This window comes from Novosphingobium lindaniclasticum LE124 (assembly GCF_000445125.1).
Classification (GTDB): domain Bacteria; phylum Pseudomonadota; class Alphaproteobacteria; order Sphingomonadales; family Sphingomonadaceae; genus Novosphingobium; species Novosphingobium lindaniclasticum.
Window position 1 is genome coordinate 1 of record NZ_ATHL01000126.1, and the last position, 17,284, is coordinate 17,284.

General features: G+C 65.2%; 16 protein-coding genes. 6 read left to right on the plus strand and 10 right to left on the minus strand.

Going from position 1 to position 17,284, the window contains the following annotated elements; all coding sequences use genetic code 11:
- Window positions 1–304: 304 nt before the first annotated feature.
- The gene (locus L284_RS42120; protein ID WP_021235430.1) at window positions 305–1,096 is read left to right on the plus strand and encodes a hypothetical protein; all 792 of its coding nucleotides are present in this window, start codon (window positions 305–307) and stop codon (window positions 1,094–1,096) included.
- A gap of 16 nt (window positions 1,097–1,112) precedes the next feature.
- On the opposite strand, the gene L284_RS42125 is transcribed toward L284_RS42120, so the two are convergent.
- Complete coding sequence (locus tag L284_RS42125; RefSeq protein WP_021235431.1) at window positions 1,113–1,574, minus strand: Lrp/AsnC family transcriptional regulator; 462 nt, start codon at window positions 1,572–1,574, stop codon at window positions 1,113–1,115.
- 148 nt (window positions 1,575–1,722) lie between these two features.
- Between L284_RS42125 and L284_RS42130 the strand changes: the two genes are divergently transcribed.
- Complete coding sequence (locus L284_RS42130) at window positions 1,723–2,775, plus strand: Leu/Phe/Val dehydrogenase (RefSeq protein ID WP_021235432.1); 1,053 nt, start codon at window positions 1,723–1,725, stop codon at window positions 2,773–2,775.
- A gap of 69 nt (window positions 2,776–2,844) precedes the next feature.
- Here L284_RS42130 and L284_RS42135 read toward each other — a convergent pair whose 3' ends face one another.
- The 6 genes from L284_RS42135 to L284_RS47635 form a co-directional block, all read right to left on the minus strand.
- Window positions 2,845–3,765, minus strand: a complete 921-nt coding sequence (locus tag L284_RS42135) for a diguanylate cyclase (RefSeq protein ID WP_021235433.1) — start codon at window positions 3,763–3,765, stop codon at window positions 2,845–2,847.
- Entirely contained in the window at window positions 3,762–6,632 is a 2,871-nt protein-coding gene (locus tag L284_RS42140) for a response regulator (protein WP_021235434.1), read from the minus strand. The genes L284_RS42135 and L284_RS42140 overlap by 4 nt, the downstream gene beginning before the upstream one ends.
- Window positions 6,629–6,934 carry a hypothetical protein gene (locus L284_RS0124715; RefSeq protein ID WP_152524738.1) on the minus strand — a complete coding sequence of 102 codons (306 nt, stop codon included), beginning with the start codon at window positions 6,932–6,934 and terminating at the stop codon, window positions 6,629–6,631. Before L284_RS0124715 ends, L284_RS42140 begins: the two co-directional genes overlap by 4 nt.
- 232 nt (window positions 6,935–7,166) lie before the next feature.
- Entirely contained in the window at window positions 7,167–8,405 is a 1,239-nt protein-coding gene (locus tag L284_RS42145) for a GGDEF domain-containing protein (protein WP_152524739.1), read from the minus strand.
- 201 nt (window positions 8,406–8,606) lie between these two features.
- A complete protein-coding gene (locus L284_RS42150; RefSeq protein ID WP_235054527.1) occupies window positions 8,607–9,626 on the minus strand; it encodes a response regulator in 1,020 nt (339 codons plus the stop codon).
- 471 nt (window positions 9,627–10,097) lie between these two features.
- Window positions 10,098–10,433 (minus strand): TadE/TadG family type IV pilus assembly protein, encoded by a 336-nt coding sequence (locus L284_RS47635; protein WP_235054529.1) that lies wholly within the window; start codon window positions 10,431–10,433, stop codon window positions 10,098–10,100.
- A gap of 401 nt (window positions 10,434–10,834) precedes the next feature.
- Between L284_RS47635 and L284_RS48070 the strand changes: the two genes are divergently transcribed.
- Complete coding sequence (locus tag L284_RS48070; RefSeq protein ID WP_152524740.1) at window positions 10,835–11,383, plus strand: hypothetical protein; 549 nt, start codon at window positions 10,835–10,837, stop codon at window positions 11,381–11,383.
- On the plus strand, window positions 11,367–12,701 hold the full coding sequence (locus L284_RS0124720) for a sensor histidine kinase (RefSeq protein ID WP_021235440.1): 1,335 nt from the start codon (window positions 11,367–11,369) through the stop codon (window positions 12,699–12,701). The genes L284_RS48070 and L284_RS0124720 overlap by 17 nt, the downstream gene beginning before the upstream one ends.
- 113 nt (window positions 12,702–12,814) lie before the next feature.
- Here L284_RS0124720 and L284_RS42160 read toward each other — a convergent pair whose 3' ends face one another.
- The 3 genes from L284_RS42160 to L284_RS42170 form a co-directional block, all read right to left on the minus strand.
- Window positions 12,815–13,918, minus strand: a complete 1,104-nt coding sequence (locus L284_RS42160) for a sensor histidine kinase (RefSeq protein ID WP_021235441.1) — start codon at window positions 13,916–13,918, stop codon at window positions 12,815–12,817.
- A complete protein-coding gene (locus L284_RS42165; protein ID WP_021235442.1) occupies window positions 13,915–14,307 on the minus strand; it encodes a response regulator in 393 nt (130 codons plus the stop codon). The genes L284_RS42160 and L284_RS42165 overlap by 4 nt, the downstream gene beginning before the upstream one ends.
- A 167-nt stretch (window positions 14,308–14,474) precedes the next feature.
- On the minus strand, window positions 14,475–14,720 hold the full coding sequence (locus L284_RS42170; protein ID WP_021235443.1) for a helix-turn-helix domain-containing protein: 246 nt from the start codon (window positions 14,718–14,720) through the stop codon (window positions 14,475–14,477).
- Window positions 14,721–14,876: 156 nt separating this feature from the next.
- On the opposite strand from L284_RS42170, the gene L284_RS42175 reads away from it, so the two are divergent.
- Window positions 14,877–16,070, plus strand: a complete 1,194-nt coding sequence (locus tag L284_RS42175; protein WP_031342882.1) for an AAA family ATPase — start codon at window positions 14,877–14,879, stop codon at window positions 16,068–16,070.
- Between the two features lie 94 nt (window positions 16,071–16,164).
- Complete coding sequence (locus L284_RS42180) at window positions 16,165–17,256, plus strand: ParB/RepB/Spo0J family partition protein (RefSeq protein WP_021235445.1); 1,092 nt, start codon at window positions 16,165–16,167, stop codon at window positions 17,254–17,256.
- The last annotated feature ends 28 nt before the right edge of the window (window positions 17,257–17,284 follow it).

Consider the following 17,284-nt stretch of genomic DNA (forward strand, 5'->3'; position numbering starts at 1 on the left):
GGAGCATGTTGCCCGTAATGTCTTGGCGACCGCACCAGAACCAGGTGGTCCGCTGCGGTGAAACGCCCTCTAGGACCCACCATTGATTCGGTCAACACGCTAATTTCAAAAAATCTTCATAATCGTTCGAAATGACGGATTTCCGCAGCCGTTAGGGCCGTTCCGGTGAGGTCTCCCGGTCTCGGCATCATGTGCGGGCATGAATCAGTCCGTCCGAAGCCTGGGATTAAGGCCCCTCCACAAAGGCGTGTTTCCTCTTTGCCGAAAGGGCATAAAGCTGCACTGCAAAGACGGAGGCAGCACATTGGACCTTGAAGGCGAAGACGTCAGCGCAGAGGCAATTCTGCCCTTGCTTCACAAGCCCGGCGGGCAGCACTTAGCCGAGGGACTGATCGGGGCCAGCTTCTACGTGGACGATCCCGATGCCTTGACGACGATCGTAAGCCTCGATCTTCGCAGCCGCGCCGTCCGCGTCCAATTCCCTGATGGCCGAGCACGGAGCCTGCCGTTCGCTTCGGGTTATGTACTGCTCACGCCTCCGCTTGTGTCCGCCATATCGGCGCTGCACACAACTGCCGACGAAGCGAGCGAGAGGATGCAGCAGAAGATCGCGGCATTCGGTTTTCGCTCCAAGATCGAAGACGACGATCTGCCCGGCCTGCTGGCTGCGATCGAAGCAGCCCAGTCTTATCGTCTTCCCTGGCGTGAGGAGCGGATCGAAGGCCTGCGCCTTGCTCGCAAATACGGCACCGCGCGCGAGGAAGCGAAGCTGGCTTCTGCATGGCTGGAAGGAGCCATCGATCCGCCGCCGGGCGATGTCGTGATCGCGCTCGCTTCCGCGCTGCGGGATTCCGGTAAGTCGATCGAGGCGCTTTCGCTGACCGACCTCGTCACGCGGAAGGCCAATGGCCTGGACCGGGAGGAGACGCGCGTCCTTGTTACGCAGCGCGGAGCGCTTTGGCTGGATCGCTATGAACTGCAGCACGATGCCGAATGCCTCGACCGCGCCCGCCAATGCGCCAAGCGAAGCTGGGCGATCGGACCCAGCGAGGAATGCAGCATGCTCTACAGGCGCATCGACAAGCTGGAACGCTGAGCAGAACGACGGAGCGTCAGATCGGCAATTCCGTCGTAGCCTTGATTTCAGACAGTGCCACGATCGAGTTGAGTTCCTGCACGCCCGGAAGCTGCGACAGCTTTTCGAAGAAAAACGTCTCGTAAGCCTCGATATCGGCCGCCACGACGCGGATCAGGAAGTCCACCGAGCCCATCAAGACATAGCAGTCGAGCACTTCGGGAAATTCGCGGATCTTGGCGGAAAACTCGTCCAGGTTGGCGCGGCCATGGGCGTTCAGCTTCACTTGCGCGAAAACATGCGCATCCAGCCCCACTTTCTTGCGGTCCACCAACGCCACTCGTCGCTTGATGAAGCCTTCGCGCTCCAGCCGGTCGATACGGCGCCAGCAAGGCGAAGAGGAGAGACCCACCCGCTCGGCGATCTGTGCCGTGGTCTGGCTGGCGTCACGTTGCAGTTCACGGAGAATCTTGCGCTCATATGGATCGAGATCGGTCATTTTATCCTCATACAAGGCTTCTACTGGTCAGTCATTCCTAATTCGAGCTGTAAAACGCCGAAATGAGGCAAGAATTCTCCCGCACCTCCTGCAATAAGGCCATCGGCATTCGCTGCCCGGCACTTACGCCGATACTGGAGTTTCGAATATGGTCGCCCGCGCAAGCCGCATGACGCCGCCGATGGAATATGTCCGTCTCTTCGACGAAGCCGCCGGCCTTGACGGCGTGATCGCCATTCACTCCACCGCGCGCGGCCCGGCCGCCGGCGGATGCCGGTTCTGGACCTATCCCGACGAAAGCGCCGCCATGAGCGATGCCGTTCGCCTGGCCGAGGGGATGAGCTACAAGAATGCCATGGCCGAGTTGCCTTTCGGCGGCGGCAAGGCCGTGCTGCGCCGTCCGGCCGGCGCATTCGATCGCGCGGCGCTGTTCGAGGCTTTCGGTGAGGCGGTCGAGCGGCTCGAGGGTCGCTACGTCACGGCGGAAGATGTGGGCACTTCGGTGGCCGACATGGAAGCGGTGGCTCGCCACACGAGTCACGTCGCGGGCCGCACCGCTCTGCCGGGACGCGCCGGGGGCGATCCTTCGCCGTGGACCGCGCTCGGCGTGTTCGAGGCGATCCGTGCCGCCGTGGCTTTCCAGTCCGGCAGCGCGCTCTCCAGCATGACCGTCTCGGTGCTGGGGATCGGCAATGTCGGTGCGCACTTGTGCGACATGCTGGCCGAGGCCGGCGCCGAGCTCGTGGTCGCCGACATCGATCCCGCCCGCTGCGCCCGCATGGCTGAGCGGCACGGCGCCCGCGTGGTTGCGGTTCACGAGATCGCCGCCACTCCGGCCGACATCTTCGCACCCTGCGCCCTGGGCGGTGTGCTGGATGCGGCGACGATCGGCGCGCTCAGCGCCCGCCTGGTATGCGGCGCGGCGAACAACCAGCTCGCCAGCGAGGACATGGCGGGACTGCTGCTGGAACGCGGCGTGACCTACGTGCCGGACTATGTCGCCAATGCCGGCGGGATCATAAATGTCGCGGCGGAGTATCTGGACGAGAGCGCGGACGACGTGCACCAGCGCGTCGTGAAGATCGGCCCGCGCGTCGCGGCCGTGCTCGACGAGGCTGCCCGGGAAAAGCTGGCGCCATCGGTCGTTGCGGACCGTACTGCCGAGCGCCTCATGCAGGAACCGGTTTCAGAGCCGGCCTGACGCCCTCACGTCTTGATGAACATGAACCGCCGGTTTGCAGCGAACCGGCGGTTCTTCTGTTCAAAGCTCTCAGCCGAGGCAGGGCACTTCGAACTCGGTGGCGATGGAACGGTCGCGTCCAGCGACCTTGCTCAGGTAGAGTTGCTTGTCGGCCTCGGCGATCCAGCGTTCCGGCGTCGTCTCGCCGGTGCAGCGGGCCGAGGCCACGCCGATGCTGACGGTGACGCAGGGTCCGACTTTCGAGCTTTCGTGCGGAATTTGCAGCGCGTTGACCTGACGCCGGATCTCTTCGGCCACCTGCTTTGCGGTGGCAGGATCGGCACCGGGCAGGATGCAGACGAATTCCTCGCCGCCATAGCGCGCGGTGACCGCCGTCATCCGCCGCAGTGCCCGGTTGAGCGAGGCGGCGATCATGACGATGCAGCGATCGCCGGCGACATGGCCGTAAGTGTCGTTGAACTGCTTGAAGAAATCGATGTCGAGCATGATCACCGACAGCCAGTCCCCCGTGCGGCACAGGCGCACCCATTCGCCTTCCAGCGTACGCTCGAGCTGCCGGCGATTGCTGAGGCCGGTCAGCGCATCGGTTACCGCCAGTTCGGCCAGCTTGTCGCGCAGGCGCTTGAGTTCGACATGGTTGCCTACCCGCGCGCGCAGCACCGCAGGCTGGATCGGCTTGGCGACATAATCGATGGCGCCGAGCGCAAGACCGCGCATTTCATCCTCGGTATCGCCCAGCCCCGTCATGAAGATCACCGGCACGTCCGCCAGGACGGGATCGAGCTTGAGCTGGCGGCAGACCTCGAACCCGTCGAGGCCGGGCAGCATGATGTCGAGCAGGACCAGGTCGGGATCGACCGACCGCGCCGTATCGATCGCTTCCTCGCCGGTGGTCGCGAAGCAGACGTCGTAGTCATCCTCCAGCACGGCGTTCATGATTTCGATGTTGGCTACATCGTCATCGACGACGAGGATGGTCGCTTTGGTCAAGAAGGCATTCCTTCGGAGACGGGTTTGCCTTGCGGCTCTCCCGGAAGTTCGTCGAGCAGGCTACGGGCGGAAACGTAGTCGAGCCGCTGCAAGGCGCGGTGCAAGGGGTGCGCATCGCGCTCGGCCTCGGTCAGGTCCATCGCGGCGGCCAGGCGGTCGAACGCGGCGCGCGCGCCAAGACTGCGGCGTTGCAGCAGCGCGCGCAGGTTCGCTCGCTCCTCGGCGGCACCCGCCGGGGGGGTGGGCGCGGCATGCCTATCGGCGGAGTCCGCAGCCGGAGGAATGGCGACGAGAGATCGGGCCGCGATGACCGCCTTCACGAGTTCGGATTCGAGCGCGGCGATCGCGGCTTCTGCCGGGGCGAGATCCTGGTGGGCCAGACCCTGCTCCACGTCGGCTGCGCAGGCCTGAATCTCCCGCAGCTCCAGTGAGCCGGCAACGCCCTTGAGGCTGTGCGCCATGCGCCGGGCATCGGCAATCCGTCCCTGCGCAATCCGCTGTCGGATCTGGTCCGCGGCATCGCCATAAGTGTCGGCGAAGCTGACGATCAGCTTGTGCAGCAGCGCCGCCTTGCCGTTCACGCGCTTCAAGGCTTCGGCGATATGGAACGGGCCAAGGCGGTCCGGCAAGGCGCCCGAGTTGACCGGGGCGGCGGCACCCGAAGCGAGGCCGCCGCCGAAAGAGCCGCCTTCCCGAGCCGGCTTCAGCCAGCGATCGAGCGTCCGAATAAGCTGGCGCGGATCGACCGGCTTGGCGACATGGTCGTTCATGCCCGCGTCCAGACAGCGCTGCCTTTCGGCCTCGAAGGCATGGGCCGTGATGGCGACGATCGGCAGTTCCTCGGCCGGCCAGGTCCGGCGGATCGCTCTGGTAGCCTCTATCCCATCCATTTCCGGCATTTGGACGTCCATCAGGATGCCCGCATAAGTCCTGCCGCTGCGGGCCACCTTTTCGCAAGCCACGCGGCCGTTCTCCGCGCAATCGACGAGAAGGCCGGCGTGGGTGAGCAGTTCGGTCGCGATCTCGCGGTTGATCTCGTTGTCCTCGACCAGCAGAACGCGCAGGCCCTGCAATCGGGGATCGACCTTGCCCTCCAGCGCGGCGTCCGTCGCTTTGATCTGAGGCGGAGCAGGCGGATGTCGGGCATCGGCAAAGAGCGAGGTAATCGTCTCCAGCAGGACGTGCGGCTCGATCGGCTTGGTGAGGAAAGCGGACACGCCTGCCGCCCCTGCCTCGGCCGCCATCTCGTCCACCGCGTAGGCGGTGACGATCAGCGTGACCGGCGAAGGTGCGCCGTGCTGCATGCGGCGCAGTTCGCGCACCGCTTCCATGCCGTCCATCCCCGGCATCTTCCAGTCGAGCAGGACGAGATCGTAGGCCTCGCCTCTGCCCGCCGCCCCGCCGAACGCCGCGACCGCTTCCTCGCCCGAGGCGACGAGGTCCACGCCCATGTCCCAGCCCTCGAAAATCTCTTCGACGAGCTGCCTGGCGGCGGCGTTGTCGTCTGCCGCCAGCACGCGGAGCGCGCGGATGTGCGGTTCCGGCACGTCGCCGGCACCGGGCGCTTTCGCGGCGGCGAACTGCATCCTGCAGGTGAAGGTGCTGCCCAGCCCCGGCGCACTGTCTACCCGGATATCGCCGCCCATCTGCTCCACGATCTGACGGCAGATGGCGAGACCCAGCCCGGTGCCGCCGAAGCGCCGGGTGGTGGAATTGTCGCCTTGCGAGAACGAGCGGAACAGGGCGGCCTGCTGCTCGGCCGACATGCCGATGCCGTGGTCGCGAACCGAGAGAGCCACTTCCACCCCGTCCCCCGCCGACGGCAGCAGATCCACCGCGACCGACACCGCGCCGCGATCGGAAAACTTGACCGCATTGCTGAGGAGGTTGAGCACGACCTGCGAGAAGCGAAGCTCGTCACCGGCGACACGAAGCGGAATGCGGTGATCGATGTGCGGTACGATCTGCACGCCTTTCGCCGCCGCCTCCACCGATACCAGCTGGACCTGCCCGGCGATGGCGGCGCGCATGTCGAACGGGCGCGTCTCCAGCGTGAGCTTGCCCGCCTCGTTCTTGGAATAGTCGAGGATGTCGTTGATCAGGCGCAGCAGCGAAGCGCCGGCGCTGTTGATCCGTTCCACATAGCCACGCTGGCGCTCGTCCAGCTCGGTGCGCGAGGCCAGGTGGCAGAAGCCCAGGATCGCGTTCATCGGCGTGCGGATCTCGTGGCTCATGTTGGCCAGGAACATGGATTTTGCGCGGGTCGCTTCTTCCGCCTCGCGGGTGCGCGCTTCCAGGGCGATATTCTTGGCGACGATCTCCTCGCTCATCCGCTCGCTACGGTCGAAGCTGGCAAGCAGCATGTTGCTGAGCCAGATCAGCACTCCGGTCTGGAAGGCGACGATCGTGGCGTGAAGGAGAACGCGCTCCAGGTTTCCGGCGCCGGGGAACACTGCGTAGGGCAGCATATAGAGCAGAAGCAGATGGTGGGCGGCGATGGCTCCGGCCGCGACCAGGATCGCCGCGCGGTCGAGCCAGGCGATCGTCAGCGCCAGCATCGCGAAGAAGTACATGTGCATGTCCATCTGCCACGGGTGCCCGCGCAGGAGGAACAGCAGCATCGCCGGCTCGGCCATGAGGGCCACTGCGCAAAGATAGCGCGTGGCGGGCGCGGTGCCGCACCGCCGCCAGGTCAGGTGGTAGGCCGCAGCGATGACTGCGGCGGCGATCCCCGCCCGCAATGCGGCGGTGCCTCCCGCCATGTTCATGGCCTGGGCGACTGCGGCCTGGATGGGAACGTGTCCCCAGAGCAGCGGGACGAGGATATGCCCGAACTGGTTGCGCAGCCTGTCGACGGCGGCGTTCACAGCGCAGCCTTGGCGGACGGAGCCGCGCAGCCCGGCGCCAGCGGCGCGGGCTGCGCCAACCAGGCGCCCCCTTGGCGAAGCCGGTCGGCAAATGCCGGATCGGGCGAGGCGGCGAAGACTACATTGTCGAAGTTTCCGGCACGAACCAACGTCCCGTCCATCGCGCGCACCAGGGCCACCGTCCGTCCCTGCGACCAGCCGGGGGGCGTCATCACCAGAAACTTGTCGTCGCTTGCCCCGTTCCAGATCGAGGCGATGAAGAGGGTGAGAAGGCCCGGCCCCAGCAGACAGACGGCCGGCACGAGATCGCGCGCTTGAAAAGCCGCGTCTTTCAACGTGAACGGCCGCGCGGGGCCATGAACATCCTGAGTTTGCACATCACAAGGACTCGATCGCAAGTTTGTCCCCCCCGGGTCAAAGCGATAGACTATGCATCTCAGGTATTATTTTCGTAAATTTTTCTCAAGTGAGCTTTGCGTAATCGCCTTTGAATTAGCTCTGCATTCGATTGTGTTACGGGGCCAAGCGAATACTTTATCCCAGTGGAGCGGTTTCGCGGGGGCGGGGCCGTTCGGAGCGGGGCGCGGCGATCGAAATCTCGGCGGGCGGCACCATCTCTCGAATCGCAGCGGGCGGCTCGGCAGCGACTTCGCGGTGGCTCGAACGGTTCCGGCCCTGCCGCTTGGCGTCGTAGAGCGCCCGATCCGCCACGGCAAAAAGGGTTTCGAGCTCGATCGGCTCGCGCGACTGCGTGGCGCAGCCGATGCTCAGCGTGCCGCCATGGCCGCGCCCGCCGCCGACCCGTGCAAAGCCCCGGGAGAGCGCTTTGGCCAGAGTGAGCGCCGCGAAGCTCTCGGCGCCGGGCAAGAGGATCGCGAACTCGTCGCCGCCCAACCGGCCGGAAATGGCGTGGCGCGGCAGGGTTGAGTTGAGGAACACGCCCAGCGCCACCAGCAGGCGATCCCCCTCGGGATGGCCGTAACCGTCGTTGATGGACTTGAAATGGTCGACGTCGAGCAGGAGCAGCGCCGCCGGGCAGCCTCCCTCGGCCAGAGCCGCGCGCGCCCGTGCGTCGAAACCGCGCCGGTTGAGCAGACCGGTCAGGGGGTCGCGCTCGGCCAGGCGGACCATGCTGCGCTCCCGCCGCCGCCGCAGGGCACCCACGATCGACAGCGCCAGGGCGACTTCCATCATGATCCCTTCGAAGAGAGAGATCGAAATCATGAGTCCCTTGTAGTGCGACAGGTTGACGAAGGCTCCCGGCACGAAAGCGACCAGCGCCTTGAACAGGTAGAAGCCGCCATGACCCAGGAAGGCGAAGGCAAGCAGGGCGCAGTCCGGGTCGCGCCGTTCGCGCAAGCCGCCGAGCATATGCCCCGCCTTCAGCGATAGCACCGCAACCATCGCCGCGTTGACCAGCGACATCACTTGCGTACGCGCAGCGTCGGCGGGAACGGCGAGCATCAGCGCCCAGCCCGCCAGCACGAGGCACCAGGCCGGAGAGATCCGGCGACCCAGGAACGCCGCCGTGCCGTAGAGAAATCCGAGGTGGGCCGTCACCAGGAGACCATTGGCCAGCCAGATCCCGACGATGAAAAATCCCGCTTCCCGCAGCGGCGTGATCGCGCAGCCGACGACGATGGCGGCGAAGCCCGCGCTCCAATAGGCCAGCGACCGCTCGCGCAGCAGGTTCCATTCGAACAGGAGGAAGGCCGAAGCCACGAAGGCGACGGCATTCGTCATGAACAGCATTGTGCGCGGATCTATGGTCATCGGGATTTCGCGTGGAGGAAGATGGCGCTTGGTTAACGCGCGTTTGTAAACAAAGCGTTCAACCCGCCCGATGATACCCGGTTTTCCGCTTCGACCATGGCTGTCTTGGCCAGGATCGCGTTTACCCGTCGGAAAAGGACGTTACTTTTGCGCTACGTGCTTCCACGCTCCCCGTGGGCTATGCCGAGGTATTGCGCTGCGCTATCTCCCGCCGGACCGGCCGCGTTGCCGCAGTTGCTCGGTGAGATAATCCAGCAGCGGGCCTTCGAATCGCGGGTTTATGACCAGGAAATGTCGGCGCCGATCGTGCTCGTCTGGGAGACGGCACAGCACGCCTTCTCCGACCAGCCGCCGCACCAGCCGCAGCGCCGTGCTCATCGGCGCGCCCGAGGCGATGCAGGCGCTCGATACCGAAACGCGCCTGCCTTCGATCTTGGCGAGCAGCAGGTCGAGCAGCATTTCCCAGGCCGGATCGCCGAACAGTTCGCCGCCGCCGATCTCGCGCCGCTTCACCTCCTTGCGCAGGAGTTCGCGGATATAGTCGGTCAGTTGCGCGGCATCGGGAATGGCCGGAATTTCGGACGGCGGCGCGGGCGCGACCGGCTCCGGCCCTTCCGCCAGATCGCCGGCCCGAAACTGCGGCTGCGCGGCGGGATCGTCCATCAGCATGGCCAGCCGCTGCAATTCGGTGCTGAGGCTGGATATCTTGCCGAGCAGGCTCTCCCGCGCGTCCGGCGTCTGGCGCAACCCCTTGATCCGCTGCAGGGCCTGGCGCAGATCGGACTGGTCGATCGGCTTTTCGAGGAAATCGACGGCCGAAGCGCGCATCGCGTCGATGGCGATATCCTTGCTGGCATAGCCGGTGGCCATGATGAGCTGCAACCGCAGGCCCCGTGTCTCGGCATTCTGGCCAAGGGCGTGGATGAGGCTGATGCCGTCCTGCCCCGGCATGTTGTAGTCCACGATGGCGATCGAGATCTCATTGCTCTCGAACAGAGCCATAGCTTCCTCGGCGCTGGTCGCCACGACCGGGTCGTAGCCCATGAGCCGCAGGCTGAAGGCGCACTCGCTGCCGAAGTCCTCGTCGTCGTCGACGATAAGAACCGGCTCGGCCGCCACGCTTTCGTCGATCGCGGGGTCTTCCTCGGGCGCGGCACCGGGCTTCTCGGGATTGAGCATGGCGCCGAGGCGCGATCTCCAGCCGGGATTCATTACGTTCATCGGCACCTCACCCTTCGCCGGAGCGAAGTCCATTTCAGATTGACGGCAAAACCTGCTGAAGGCCCACGCAGAAGATGGCGGCGACGACGATCGCCCCCGAATCGGGGCACTGCGCAGCGCTGCGCAAGCGCCGGACGAATGCCGGAAGCCGGAGCCCCTTGCCGGCCCGCAGCGCGGTAACGCCGCCAGCCACCACGATGAGGCACCAGGCCCCGCCGAGCGCCGGAAGCCCGCCTTTCAGTGCGGCGAAGCTCGGCCCTCACCCGGCGATCGCCAGATAGAGAAGAGTCAGCGGCCTTCGTCCTTCCCATGGCAGTATGACGGCGGGAACGAGCAATATGACCAGCAAGGCCACACTGAAACAATCCAGACCCGCCATTCACTATCCCCCATCGGTCACAACGACACTGGCTCCGACGTTTGATCACGGCAAGGGAACGATCTTCCCATATTTTATTACTGCCGCTCATGTCATAACTGACTTTTACTTTGAAGACATCCACCCCATCCGACGAAGCGGTTATTACAGGGGTTGCATCGCCGCCAAGCATCGCGTCGTAGCCCTGGACCACCGGTCTGGCGCGGATTCCGGCGAGATCCATGCGCTCGGCAGAGGGGAAATCCCGCCACGGCGGCGCGTGCCGCTTCGGCAGCGGCCTGCCGCACCCCGATCAGAGCACTGAAGTAGGTCGAATTCATCACGATTCCGACGGCCAGGGCCAGCAGCGCCGGAGCCAGGAAGACAAACTCCAGCGTCGCCATTCCGCGTTCGCATTTCAACAGTCCTGTGTTGATCGCGTTACGCATCAATTTCCCCCAAGCTTGATCTTAAATCAGGTTATTGAATGCTCTTTTGAGGCTAACGCCAAACGTGCTGCCCACTCCTCCGATCGCGGCCACAACAATCGCTTCCAAAACTGCATACTATACGGCCGTGAGTCCACGTTCGTCCTTCACCAGAGGCACAAGAATCTTACGGATGGTGATCATGACTCATTACTGCCCATTTCCTCCGATTAAATTTCCGCAAGCCGTTGCAGGTGCCGAGCGGCCGCACCCCAGCCCGCTCTCGTCGAGGAGACTCGTAGTGAGCGAGGTGACGCTGGCGCCCAGCGAGACCTGGTTGCCGATCGTGACCGACTTGCCCGGCGCATCCGGACTGCCGAGGGTGCCCTGCCCGCCCTCCGCACAGCAGCGAAGAGGCACCCGTGACCGGCTGCACCGCACCAGCCCGCTGTTCGCCGTCCGTTACCCGGGTGTCGCGGTCCTGCTCCGTGCTGCCGGTGCAGTCGATTGCGGAGACCTGGGCGCTGCTCGCGGCGACATCGACGATCAGCGTGCAGCGCCCGAAGCGGGATGTCGACGATCTTCAGGTTCACGCCCGGCTTGATGCTCGCCGCGCTGCCGGGCTGCATTCTTCTCCCGGCCGCCCGCGCACTGCCACAGCGGCGGGCGGCGGCGCGGCGAAGCAACCAGGATCGGGAACGCTTCCGCCAAGAGCCCTGCCCCAGCCATCAGGCATGTCGCGCCGATTGATCCAGGTTTATTTCAAGATTAACAATCTGAAACCAGCTTTATTGTCTCCATCGTTTCATCCGATACATTACGTCTACTTACCCAACGGCAAGCCTTCCATCCGGATCAATTCCCGGTTGCGGAAGCCCGTCATCGTGGCAATCATCGATCCCGCCGGACTCGCAGCCGCAAGGCGCTCGATCCGGTCTTGGGGGGCAGACCAGGATGACAGTGCCGAATAACAACCTGGTGGGATTTCCGCCGCCCATCGCGCCGCAGGCAGGCACCGAGAACGACGGCGATGGTCCCGGCGGCAGGCAGCCGGCGGCAGACGGTCTCTCCCCCACTTTCGGCTTCGCGCCGCAACTCGCCATGCGCATGCGCGCCTGGGAGGATGGAACGCGTTTCTATCCGGGCGCGATCGCGATCTGCGCGCTGTGCCTCGGACTCGTTTCCAGCCACGCCCCGGCAGCCGGCGTGATCGGCGCCGCGGCGGCGGGCGCGCTGTTCGTGCTGCACAAGACTCTCAAGGCCGCACTGGTGACCGCCGCGCTCAGCGCCGGCTTCTACGTCATCCCCGATGCGCAATATTCGCCGGCCTATTGGACCACGCTGGCGATGGTCGCCGGTGCCGGATTCTTGCCGCGCAGCATCGTCACCGTGCTGCTGCGCGCGCCGCGCTGGACCTGGGTGCTGGCCTTGCTGCTGGCCACGAGCAGCTTCTGCTGCATTCTGCTGATCGCCAATCCTTCGATACCCGACCCCTTGGCGACGGCGGCGGTCTTCACCGGATCGCTCAGCGCCGCTTTCCTGGGCGCAGGCCTGGCCCGGCACCTTGCCATGGTCGATGCGCGCCTGCTGGCGTGGGGAGAGGACGGCCTCGTGCCCGTCACCCGCGACTTGCTGCTCGGCCGGGTCACGGCGGGCATGCTGCACGACCTGGCGCAGCCGTTGAACGTGATCTCCATGGCCAACGGCAACATGCGCTACATCGTCGAACAGCTCGACATCGGCGAGGACAGCCGCAGGCAATTGCTGGAGCGCGTCGCCCGCATCTCCTCGCATACCGAGGCGGCGGCCTTCATCCTCAGCCTGTTCCGCTGGTTCGGCCGCGATGGCGACAAGGAGCGATCGGCCCTCAATGTGCGCAGCGCGCTGGAACGCGCCGTGGCCGCGACCAAGTCCAACGTGCGCCATCACGGCGTGTCGGTGGAACTGGACGGCAACGCCCTCGATCACCTTCTGCCCGAGCATCACGGCGCGCTGGAGATGATGGCCGTGGCCGCCCTGCTCAGCGCCTTCGGCAGCTTCATCGGCGCCGGCAAGGACAAGCGCAAGGGCAAGGTCGTGCTGCGCGCCGCGATGACGCGGGCTCATGTGGTGGTGACGGTTAGGTGCATCGACGAAACCGGCGCTCCGGCCCCGGCGCGCAAGCTGGATCACGCCACGCTCTGGCTGGTCGAACAGGTCGCGCTCGATGCCGGGGGAGACTTCCGCTCGATGCTGCGCAAAAGCCAGCCGACCCGCTTCGTCATGCGCCTGGGGCGCGACGATATCTAGAGCGGTTTCCCATCCGATTGCATCGGATCGACCACTCTCAGTTTCTGGTTCGACGCATTTTCCGAGTCATCAGGTGATTCCACCTGATTGGAAAATGCTCCAAGGCGTGAACTTCAGGCTGCGGCGACACTGGCGGCGGCGCGCTTGTCCGTTCCGCGCGGCAGGCAGATCTCGACCCTGGCACCCTCCTGTCCATTCCGGTCCCCGGTCGATACGAGCCTGATGTCGCCCTGCGCCTTGTTGAGGATCTGGCGGCAGATGTGCAGGCCCAGCCCGGTGCCCTCCCCCGCCTTGGTCGTGAAGAACGGTTCGAAGGCCAGGCGTTCCAGATCGGCGGAAAGACCGGCGCCGTTATCGGTGACGATGCAGCGCATCAGGCCCGGCTTGCCTTCCAGCGCTATGGTTATCCGGCCTTCTCCGTCCCATCCGCCCGCGCGCCGCGACTGGATGCTGTCGGCCGCGTTGCGCAGGACGTTGACGAAGACCTGCTCCAGTTCCACGCGCCCGAGCGCGACGCAGGCCGGAGGACCGCCGCGATCCAGCTCCACCGCGATCTCCGCCGCCTCGAACAGAGCTTCCAGGAACTCCACCGCGCTACCCGCAGCCGCCATGACGTCGGTATGGCGCACCGGGATGCTGTCGTCCGCCGCCTGCCCGAGCGTGCGCTTGATGATCGCCTGCGCGCGCAGCACCTGCTCCGCGATGCGTGAGGCCGTTGTCTGAAGGCGCGAGCGCGTCGTGTCCGGGCGATCGAGCATGAGGCGCAGGCTCTCGTTCGCCATCGATATGGTGAACAGCGGCTGGCGCAGTTCATGCGCCAGGATCAGCGCGCGCTCGCCCAGGTCGGCCATGCGCGCCCGCTCGGCCAGGGCTTCATGCGGCTGCCGGGGTTCGGGCGCATTCATCAGCACGGCATGGCCCCAATGGGTGCCGCCCAGGTTGTCGCGCAGGATCAGCGTCAGCGCGCCTCCGTCCGCGACACGCAAGTCGGTGACGACTTCGGACCGGCCGGTCAGGGCGGCGAGGCGCAGAACGTCTTCGGGATGGACCGCAAGCGCTTCCGGCTGCTCACCCTGGTGCGCGTTCTCACGGCGGAACAGAATCGTCCTGGCGGCGGTGTCCAGCCGCAGATCGCTGACCCCGCGCAGCCCGACATGACGGCGCAGCGTCTCGACGAGCGCCTCCGATGCACTCGCATCGCTCCCGAGCGCGGTCACGCCCCGACACCGTTGGCCAGCATCTGCCGCATCGTGTCGATCAGCGCCTGCGGCTGCACGGGCTTGGTCAGGAACGTATAGCGCGAGGTATCCGCCACCAGGTCGTCGCGCATCTGGTCTCCGGTGATGAACACGAATTCGAACGCGCGCAGGCGCAGCACCGGATGCTGGCGGATCCGCGAAACGATATCGAGCCCGGATTCCCGGTCCAGCCGCAAGTCGCAGGCGATCACGCGGACGGCGGGGTGCCGTTCCAGCATGTCCACCGCTTCCGCAAGGGTAGCGGCGCCCACGCCGGCAATGTCGTGGAGCGACATCAGGGTGAGCAACTCTTCGACGATGGCCGAAACATCGTCGAGAACAAGTACCTTGGCCTGTTCGTGCCGCATCCGTTCCCGTCCTACGCGCGGCGCCCCGCCCGTTCAGATCACGGGCGCCCGCCGCTGGTCAGCGTTCCTCCTATAAGGGCGTGACGTTACCGATAAGTCAACGCGGGGGTGCTCGAAAAATCGCGGCAAGCCTTTCCAAAGGCGCAAGAATGTTGCTGCAATCGAATTCAGAACGCGATGACGAACTTCACTTTCTCCGGCGCCACATGGAAATGCGTTGCAATCTGCTTGCGATACTGGGCCATCAGAAAGGCGAGATCGTCGGTCCCCGGCAAGCCGTCGAGATCCTCGATCGTGGTGCCCAGCGCCTCGGCTATTTCCTTGAGCCGCGCCTCCCGCGGGCGAGCGCGGCCGTGCTTCCAGGCCCAGACCGTGGGTTTGCTGACGCCGATCCGCTGCGCCAGGTCGGCCATAAGCCTGAGGCATGATCTCCACCAAGCGGCAGCGGAAGGCACATAAATGCAGTCGAGCCCTGGCTCAAATATCCCTTCGGCCATCTTCAGTCTCGACTGAACATTGGCCTGAGCGTATAGCGGAAAAATCGTTCAAAGAAATATTGCAGGCGGGACATGCATTCACAAGTCGACCGTATCTCCGAAATGGCGCAGGCCGGCGAGAAAATGATCGAACGGCTGCGGCGCAAGGCCTTCTTGCCCGAAAGCCGCAAAGGGCTCAATGTGCGCTTCGGCATTGCCGAGGCAGCTACTCTGCTCGGGTGCTCCACCAACCGCATTCGCATGGCCGAAGACGATGGCCGCTTGCCCCCTCCGCCTGCGGCCGGGAACGGACGGCGCCTTGGCTACACGGTCGAGGAAATGCTCCACATGCGCGAAGTGCTGGGCGCCTCGCCGGCCCGAGCACCACTCGATGTTCCGGCCATGATCGCGGTGCAGAATTTCAAGGGCGGCGTCGGCAAGTCCACGGTCACCACCCACCTCGCGCACTACTTCGCGGTTCAGGGTTACCGCGTGCTCGTGGTGGACTGCGACAGCCAGGCGACCACCACCACGCTGTTCGGCTTCAATCCGCATTTCAACATCACCCGCGAAGAGACGCTCTACCCCTACCTCTCTATCGACCCCACTCAGGCGGACCTGCTCTATGCGGTTAAGCGCACGCCGTGGCCCAACGTCGATCTCATTCCTTCGAACCTCGAGCTTTTCGACGTCGAATATGAACTCGCCGCAGCCGGAGCGGACGGTCAGTCGGTACTGGCGGCCCGCTTCCGCAAGTTGAAGCAGGGGTTGATGGATCTTGCCCGCGAATACGACGTGGTCATCCTCGATCCGCCGCCGGCGCTTGGCACGATCTCGCTGGCGGTCATGCAGGCGGCCAATGCCCTGCTGGTTCCCTTGGCGGCCACGACGCCGGACTTCTGCTCTACTGTCCAGTTCCTGTCGATGATGGACCAGGTGCTCGAACAGCTCGTCGGCGCCGGCATTTCCGTGGACTATTCGTTCGTGCGGCTGATCTGCTCGAAGTTCGACGGCAACGATCCCAGTCACGAGATGGTCCGCACCATCATGGAGCAGACTTTCGGCCCTGCCCTCCTGCCCGTGCCGATCCTGGAAAGCGCCGAAATCAGCCACGCCGCCTTGCGGATGATGACCGTCTACGAACTGGAAAAACCGATCGGCACGCCCCGCACCCACAAGCGCTGCAAGGCCAATCTGGACGAAGCCATGGGCCAGATCGAACAGCTCGTCCGCACCGGTTGGGGCCGATCGCAGCGCGTGGACGAGGACTTGCTGGTCAATGGCTAACTCTGTCTCTCGCAACGAAAAACCGTTTTCCTACACGGTTCTTGTTCGTCATATGTTCCCGTCCGATTCTCGCCATCCATCTTCGAGGTAAGCCATGGCCCGCAAGCAATCAGACTATCTCGCCGCTCTGCTTTCCGATGACGACATGCGTCTCGAAAACGATGTGGTGCCTGCAACCGACGCAGGCCTGGAGGAAGGCGCCGCGCCCACGCCCCCGATCGAACCCCGACCCCGTTTCGAGCGCGCGCGCGGCACGACATTGCTCGGACGGGAAAGCGCCCTCGCCCGCGTCGCGTCCGGTGAAGTGCGCCAAGTCACGCAGCTTCTGCTCGATCCGGCGCGCGTGCGGATATGGCCCGGCAATGCGCGGTCTTACGCGCATCTCTCGGAGGAATCCTGCCAGGAGCTTATCGACTCGATCGTGGCCGAAGGCGGGCAGAAAGTTCCCGCCGTCGTTCGCCGGGTCGAAGGCGATCCGGACTATGACTATGAAGTGATCGCCGGAACCCGGCGCCACTGGTCGATTTCGTGGCTGCGGAGTCATTCCTACCCGGACATGCAGTTCGTGGCGCAAGTCGCCCAGCTCGATGACGAAGCCGCCTTCCGGCTTGCGGATCTGGAGAACCGCGCGCGCAAGGACGTGTCCGACCTCGAGCGCGCCCGCAACTACGCCCAGGCGCTGCGCGATCACTACGGGAACCACATGACCCGCATGGCCGAGCGCCTGAAGCTGTCCAAGGGCTGGCTGTCTAAGATGCTGAAGGTCGCGGCCATCCCCGACGCCGTGCTCTCGGCTTTCGCCTCGCCGGCGGACGTGCAGCTGAAGCCGGCCTATCCCCTGGCGCAGCTGCTCGACGACCGCGACAAGGCGGCGGCCGTCCGCAAGGAAGCCGCACGCCTGGCGCGCGAGCAGGCGACGCGCCGATCGGAAGGTCGCCTCACCATTCCGGCGGCCGATGTTCTCAAGGCCCTGCTCGCCGCGCCCGACGCGGAACGCGCCAAGCCGGAGCCGATGTCGATCGTCTCGCGCCATGGCCGCCTGATGGCCTCGGTGCAGTCGAGCAACCGTCAGGGCGTAACGCTTCGTCTTCACGCCGGCTCGGGAGCCAATCGCGAGGAGGTCCTCGTTGCCGTGCGGAACCTGTTGATCCAGCTGGACGGGGAAGGCCGAGGCCTGCAGACCTGAGGGCGGCGGCTCCACCCGAAGGCGGCGC

Excerpts from the sequence above, each read along its gene's own strand:
- L284_RS42125 (WP_021235431.1), bottom strand. The coding sequence starts at position 1,574 with ATGACCGATCTCGATCCATATGAGCGCAAGATTCTCCGTGAACTGCAA.
- L284_RS42130 (WP_021235432.1), top strand. The coding sequence starts at position 1,723 with ATGGTCGCCCGCGCAAGCCGCATGACGCCGCCGATGGAATATGTCCGT.
- L284_RS42145 (WP_152524739.1), bottom strand. The coding sequence starts at position 8,405 with ATGACCATAGATCCGCGCACAATGCTGTTCATGACGAATGCCGTCGCC.
- L284_RS42150 (WP_235054527.1), bottom strand. The coding sequence starts at position 9,626 with ATGAACGTAATGAATCCCGGCTGGAGATCGCGCCTCGGCGCCATGCTC.
- L284_RS47635 (WP_235054529.1), bottom strand. The coding sequence starts at position 10,433 with ATGCGTAACGCGATCAACACAGGACTGTTGAAATGCGAACGCGGAATG.
- L284_RS0124720 (WP_021235440.1), top strand. The coding sequence starts at position 11,367 with ATGACAGTGCCGAATAACAACCTGGTGGGATTTCCGCCGCCCATCGCG.
- L284_RS42165 (WP_021235442.1), bottom strand. The coding sequence starts at position 14,307 with ATGCGGCACGAACAGGCCAAGGTACTTGTTCTCGACGATGTTTCGGCC.
- L284_RS42170 (WP_021235443.1), bottom strand. The coding sequence starts at position 14,720 with ATGGCCGACCTGGCGCAGCGGATCGGCGTCAGCAAACCCACGGTCTGG.
- L284_RS42175 (WP_031342882.1), top strand. The coding sequence starts at position 14,877 with ATGCATTCACAAGTCGACCGTATCTCCGAAATGGCGCAGGCCGGCGAG.
- L284_RS42180 (WP_021235445.1), top strand. The coding sequence starts at position 16,165 with ATGGCCCGCAAGCAATCAGACTATCTCGCCGCTCTGCTTTCCGATGAC.